The sequence below is a fragment of the Mycobacterium sp. E3298 genome (assembly GCF_001666895.1).
Lineage (GTDB): Bacteria > Actinomycetota > Actinomycetes > Mycobacteriales > Mycobacteriaceae > Mycobacterium.
On record NZ_LZJB01000042.1, the window covers coordinates 1 to 4,705 of the forward strand.

At 69.2% G+C, this 4,705-nt stretch carries 5 protein-coding genes; 3 read left to right on the top strand and 2 right to left on the bottom strand.

Features of this window, described 5'->3' with window-relative positions:
- The coding region (gene purB / locus A9X05_RS01615) for an adenylosuccinate lyase (protein WP_067778721.1) at positions 1 to 918 on the bottom strand (918 nt) is incomplete at its 3' end.
- Between the two features lie 229 nt (positions 919 to 1,147).
- Between purB and A9X05_RS01620 the strand changes: the two genes are divergently transcribed.
- On the top strand, positions 1,148 to 1,894 hold the full coding sequence (locus A9X05_RS01620) for a DUF429 domain-containing protein (RefSeq protein WP_067778724.1): 747 nt from the start codon (positions 1,148 to 1,150) through the stop codon (positions 1,892 to 1,894).
- On the opposite strand, the gene A9X05_RS01625 is transcribed toward A9X05_RS01620, so the two are convergent.
- Positions 1,828 to 2,508, bottom strand: a complete 681-nt coding sequence (locus tag A9X05_RS01625; protein ID WP_197281179.1) for a TetR/AcrR family transcriptional regulator — start codon at positions 2,506 to 2,508, stop codon at positions 1,828 to 1,830. The genes A9X05_RS01620 and A9X05_RS01625 overlap by 67 nt on opposite strands.
- Positions 2,509 to 2,563: 55 nt before the next feature.
- Here A9X05_RS01625 and A9X05_RS01630 point away from each other — a divergent pair, with 55 nt between their 5' ends.
- Both A9X05_RS01630 and A9X05_RS01635 read left to right on the top strand, forming a co-directional pair.
- Positions 2,564 to 3,481 (top strand): alpha/beta hydrolase-fold protein, encoded by a 918-nt coding sequence (locus A9X05_RS01630; RefSeq protein WP_067751873.1) that lies wholly within the window; start codon positions 2,564 to 2,566, stop codon positions 3,479 to 3,481.
- A 172-nt stretch (positions 3,482 to 3,653) separates the two neighbouring features.
- Positions 3,654 to 4,705: gamma-glutamyltransferase family protein (locus tag A9X05_RS01635; protein WP_067751876.1), on the top strand; the 1,052-nt coding region annotated here is incomplete at its 3' end.

Consider the following 4,705-nt stretch of genomic DNA (forward strand, 5'->3'; position numbering starts at 1 on the left):
GGCCATCGAGGCGTAGCCGCGCAACACGACCTGCAGCCCGTTGACCCGCTCACAACTTCGGGTGTTCATCTTGTGCGGCATCGCCGACGACCCCACCTGTCCCGGCGCGAACCCCTCGGTGACGAGCTCGTGCCCGGCCATCAGCCGGATGGTGTGGGCCATCGACGACGGCCCGGCGCCCAGCTGCACCAGAGCCGAGAGCACGTCGTGGTCCAGCGAACGCGGATAGACCTGGCCCACGCTGGTCAAAACGCTTGCGAAGCCGAGGAATTCGGCCACCCGTCGCTCCAGTTCGGCCAGCTTGGCAGCGTCGCCGTCCAGCAGGTCCAGCATGTCCTGGGCAGTGCCCATCGGACCCTTGATGCCGCGCAGCGGGTACCGGTCGATCAACTCGCGCAGTCGGGTCAGCGCGATCAGCGTCTCTTGCGCGGCAGAGGCGAACCGCTTGCCCAGCGTGGTGGCCTGCGCGGCGACGTTGTGGCTGCGTCCGGTCATCACTAGATCGCGGTAGGCCACCGCCCGCTCGGCGAGTCGCGCCGCGACCGCGACGCCGTGGGAGAACACCAGCTCCAGCGACCGCCGGATCTGGAGCTGCTCCACGTTCTCGGTCAGGTCGCGGCTGGTCATCCCCTTGTGCACGTGCTCGTGGCCGGCCAGCGCGTTGAATTCCTCGATCCGGGCCTTGACGTCGTGGCGCAGCGCCCGCTCGCGGTCGGCGATCGAGGCCAGATCGACGTCCTCGAGCACCCGCTCGTAGTCGGCGATCGCGTCCTGCGGGACGTCGACACCCAGCTCCGCCTGCGCCCGCAGCACCGCCAGCCACAGCCGGCGTTCCGCGACGACCTTGGCCTCCGGCGACCAGATCGCGACCATTTCCGCGCTGGCGTACCGGGTGGCCAGGACATTCGGAATGCTCACAGACATAGAGCTTACGATCGGCCCGTCCCGCCAGCCGGGTTGCGGTCACATTGGCCACACCAGCCTCCGTCGCGGCCCGGCCCACCGAGTGCCCGCCTCCGAGCGACAACAAGCGGCGATCGCCCACCGCCGGCCGAATTGTCGCTGCGAGGCGGGCACCTCGACCGATCCTCCCGAGGCGGTGACCCCTGTGGCCCGTGTGACGGGCTGCGGCCCCATACTGGGCGGGATGTACTTCGCCGGTGTCGATCTGGCCTGGGCCGGGCGCAACCCGACGGGGGTGGCGGTCGTCGACGCCGGAGGCCACCTCGTGCACATCGGCGCCGAAGGCGACGACGTCACCGTGCTCGCCGCGTTGTCGCCATACGTGCGTGGACATTGCGTCGTCGCCTTCGACGCGCCGCTGGTGGTGACGAACCCGACCGGCCAGCGTCCCGCCGAAGCGGCGCTCAACCGCGACTTCCGCAGGTTCGAAGCCGGCGCCCATCCGGCCAACACCGCGAAACCGGAGTTCGCCGACGGACCGCGCGCGGCCCGATTGGCCAACGCACTCGGACTGGACATGGACCCGCGCTCGTCGGCGCCGCGCCGCGCCATCGAGGTCTATCCGCATCCGGCGACGGTGGTGCTGTTCCGGTTGGCGCGAACGCTCAAGTACAAGGCCAAGCCCGGCCGCGACGTCGACCAGCTCAGATCCGAGCTGCTCCTGCTGATGGACGGCATCGAGAGGCTTGCGCACGCCGCGGTGCCGTTAGAGGTGATGCGCCACGACGATTGGGGCCGGCTGCGCAGGGGCGTAACCACCGCCCGGCGCAAAGCCGAGCTGCGCCGGGCCGAGGATCCGATCGACGCCGTCGTGTGCGCCTACGTGGCCTTGTACGCACAACGCCGCCCGGCGGATGTGACGATCTACGGCGACTTCGCCACCGGGTACATCGTGACGCCATCGCTGCCCGCCGACCGCACGGGCCGCTGATCGATCGGCGCCAGCACGTCGATGAGGTCGACCACCGTACCCAGCGCCGCCGCGCGAGGATCGCGACCTTCGACCAAGGCTGAGACCACGGAACCGTCGACCGCACAGATCAGCGTGCACACCAGCTCGATGTGCACCGTCCGGCCCGATCGCTCGATGGCCTCGGCCACGGCCTCGGCGCGCTGCCGCAGACTGCGACGCATGGTCTCGCGCAACGCGGGCAGGCGGGTGCAGGCGATGTGCCGCTCGTAGCGCGAGATCAATTGGTCGCTGAGTCCCGGGCTGGACACGTCGCCGACGAGCAGGTCGACCAACACCTCGGCGATGGTTTCGGGACCGCGACGCCGACGGGAAAGTGCGGTAACCCGCGACCGCAGCTGCGCCACCTCGATCATCGCGATGTGTTCGACGGCGCGCGCAATCAAATCGTCAAGGGACGAGAAGTAATACGTCGTCGACGCCAACGGGAGTCCGGCGCGCCGAGCGACAGCGCGGTGCCGCACGGCCTCGAAACCGCCCTCGGCAAGCAGCTCGGCGGCGGCGCTGACGAGCGCATACCGTCGACGTTCTCCCTTGGGAGTAACTGCTGCCGTCACGAGTAGCCATCGTGCCAGTCAAAGTGGTACTGCATTGCCATTTCCGCCAAACGGCCCGCTAAACGAACATGGCATGATGGCCCGCATGTCCGACCTGAGCCGCCGCGCCCTGCTGGGCCTCGGAGCCAGCGCGGCCGCGGGCGCAGCCGGCACTTATGCCCTCGACATCCTGTTCAAGCCCCGCCCTTCCCAGGCCATGCCGCTGTCGCCCGCGGGCACCCAGGCGCCGCTGGCGCCGCCACCTCCTCCGCCTCTCGAACCGGCGCCGCCGGGTCAGGCCGCGCCCACCATGGTGACCGGTTCCTTCGTTTCGGCGGCGCGCGGCGGAATCAACACCAACTGGGCCATCGCGCGTCCGCCCGGCCAGACCAAGGCCCTGCGACCAGTGATCGCGCTGCACGGTAAAGGCAGTGATGCGTCGACCGTGATGGCCGGCGGCGTCGAACAGGGTCTGGCGCAGGCCGTCAACGCGGGGCTGCCGCCCTTTGCGGTGGTTGCCGTGGACGGCGGGGGCAGCTATTGGCACAAGCGGGCCTCCGGCGAGGACAGCGGGGCCATGGTGCTCGACGAGCTCATACCCATGCTGGGCACCCAGGGCCTGGACACCTCCCGGGTGGCGTTCCTGGGCTGGTCGATGGGCGGCTACGGCGCGTTGTTGCTCGGCGGCCGGCTGGGTCCCGCGCGCACAGCGGCCATTTGCGCGGTCAGTCCCGCACTTTGGCTGTCCTCCGGCGCGGCTGCCCCCGGCGCGTTCGACGGGTCCGACGACTTCGCGGCGAACTCGGTGTTCGGAATGCCGGCGCTGGCGTCGATTCCCATTCGGGTCGATTGCGGTGACAGCGATCCGTTCTACGGTGCCACCAAGCAGTTCATCGCTCAACTGCCCCATCCGCCGGCGGGCGGCTTCTCACCCGGCGGGCACAACGCGGAGTTCTGGAGTTCGCAACTGCCGGCCGAGCTCACCTGGATGGCGCCGCTGTTGACGGCCTGAGGCCGGTTGTCGTGGGCCCGCGTCACGTCAGTCACTGCCGCACCAGCAGCCGGGCCGTCGGCGAATCGCGAATGAAATATCGCATGCGCTATCAAATTCGGGACGAGCGCAATGCCTTTCGCAGGCGGGACTTCCGTTGGGTCCGCTCGATACCTCGTGCGACGATCGCAAGGTGACCGCACCATTCGACTGGGATCTCCCTTACGCCTGGCCGCGAAAGCCCATCCTGGCGGAGAACGTTGTGTGCACGTCACAACCGCTGGCCGCCCAAGCGGGCCTTCGGATGCTGGCCGAGGGCGGAAGCGCGGTGGACGCGGCCGTCGCCACCGCCATCGCCCTGACGGTCGTGGAGCCGGTATCCAACGGCATCGGCTCGGACGCCTTCGCCATCGTCTGGGACGGCCGGCGATTGCACGGGCTGAACGCGTCGGGCCGCTCGCCCGCGGCCTGGACCCCGGAATTCTTCGGCGGCAAGGCCGTTCCGGCGCTCGGCTGGAACGCGGTGACCGTGCCCGGCGCGGTGTCGGCGTGGACGGAACTACATGACAGGTTCGGCAGGCTTCCGTTCGAAAGGCTCTTTGAGCCCGCAATCGACTACGCGCTCAAGGGTTTCCTGGTCTCGCCCACGGTTGCCGACCAGTGGGCGGCCCAAGTGCCACTCTTCGAAAAGCAGCCCGGTTTCGCCGAGGCGTTCATGCCAGCCGGGCGGGCACCGAAACCCGGCGAGGTGTTCAGGTTTCCCGAGCAGGCCGCCACGCTGGAGAAGATCGCCGCGACCAAGGGTGAGGCGTTCTACCGCGGGGAGCTGGCCGAGCGACTCGAGGCGCACGCGCTTGCCAACGGCGGCGTGATGCGGACCAGCGACCTGGCGGCTCACCGAGCCGACTGGGTGGGCACCATCAGCGGAACCTACCGCGGGTACACCGTTCACGAGATCCCGCCCAATGGGCAGGGCATCGTGGCGCTGATCGCGCTCGGGATCCTCCAGCACTTTGACATGTCTTCGCTGCCAGTCGATTCGGCCGAGAGTTTGCACCTGCAGATCGAAGCGCTCAAGCTGGCGTTTGCGGACGCGCAGGCATACGTCTGCGACATCGACCACATGCGGGTCCCGCCGGAGCACCTATTGGACGCGGAGTATCTGAGGCAGCGGGCCGGCCTGATCGACCGCCGTCAGGCGAAGCCGGCGTCGGCGGGCACTCCCCGCGGCGGCACCGTGTACCT